Source organism: Gordonia alkanivorans NBRC 16433 (genome assembly GCF_000225505.1).
Classification (GTDB): domain Bacteria; phylum Actinomycetota; class Actinomycetes; order Mycobacteriales; family Mycobacteriaceae; genus Gordonia; species Gordonia alkanivorans.
In genome coordinates, this window is the sequence record NZ_BACI01000057.1 from 1 (window position 1) to 1,249 (window position 1,249).

At 63.6% G+C, this 1,249-nt stretch carries 1 protein-coding gene; it reads right to left on the reverse strand.

What is annotated here, in order from left to right; all coding sequences use genetic code 11:
* Nucleotides 1-30: 30 nt before the first annotated feature.
* Nucleotides 31-1,169 (reverse strand): IS3 family transposase gene (locus GOALK_RS10995; RefSeq protein ID WP_085948638.1). Its coding sequence is split into 2 segments (ribosomal slippage): nucleotides 31-899 and nucleotides 899-1,169, totalling 1,140 coding nucleotides; the frame shifts between segments, so codons are not numbered across the junction.
* Nucleotides 1,170-1,249 lie beyond the last annotated feature (80 nt).

Below are 1,249 nucleotides of genomic sequence, written 5' to 3' on the forward strand. Positions count from 1 at the left end.
CTGAGGGGGACCCATTCGATGGTCCAGTCGCTATGCGGCTTGAGGTTGGTGGGTCGTGGTCCACTGTAGGGCGAACTCGGCGGGGGTGAGTCCGTGGTGGGCCGAATGGGGTCGGTTGGCGTTGTAGTCGATCCTCCAGTCTTCGATGATGACCCGGGCTTCGCGCAGGGAGTCAAAGCGCCAGGAGTTGAGCAGCTCGTCGCGCAGGCGGCCGTTGAACGATTCGATCCAGGCGTTCTGCCACGGGGAGCCGGGGTCGATGAATAGTGATCCGGTGCCGTTGAATCGGCACCAGTCGTTGACGGCGTGAGCGACGAATTCCGGTCCGTTGTCGAACCGCACGTAGCACGGTGGACCATGTATCAGGGCCAGGCGGTCGAGAACGTCAACCACGCCATCGGCGTTGATGACGCGGTCGACGTGGATCGCCAGGGCTTCGCGGGTGAACTCGTCGATCACGTTGAGCATTTTGATGGTTCGGCCGTCGGCGGTGGTGTCGAATTGGAAGTCCATCGCCCAGATCACGTTCGGCCGGATTGGGCACATCGCCCCAACCGCGGTCCCGATTCCGGTGAGCCGTTTCTTCCTGCGGCGCTGGGGAACTCGCAGCCCCTCCTCGCGCCACAGGCGGCGGATGCGTTTGTTGTTGACCGTGAAGCCCGCTTTGCGCGCGGCGATCGCGGCGCGTCGCCAGCCCCAGCGGGGCCGGTCGGTGGAAAACCCACGTAGCCAGGACCGCAGCTCGGCTTCCTCCGCGGTGATCGGCGCTGGGTGCAGTCGCATCGTGGAGCGGTGGATGCCCACCACAGCACATGCTCGCCGCTCAGATACCCCGAACCGCTCACGCAGCATCGTCACGGCGCTGCGCTTGCGGTTCGGGGTCAGAAGTTTCCCGACGAAATCTCCTTGAGCATGTCGATATCGAGGGCCTGGTTGGCGACCAACTTCTTGAGCCGAGCGTTCTCAGCTTCGAGTTCTTTGAGGCGTTTGACGTCATTGGCCTTCATGCCCCCGTACTGGGCCACCCAGCGATGCCAGGTCGACTCTGTGACCTCCAGATGCCGGCACACCTCAGCCAACTCCTGCCCGGTCCCGAGGAGCTTGTTGCCCTCGGCCAGCTTGCGGATGATCTGATCCGGCGTATGCCGCCGGCGCTTGCTACCTGCCATGTCGTCGTCGATTCTTCCTGCCCAAACACTCGGGCAACAGAGTCGCACAACAACTGGACCACTACGAAGGGCCCACCTCA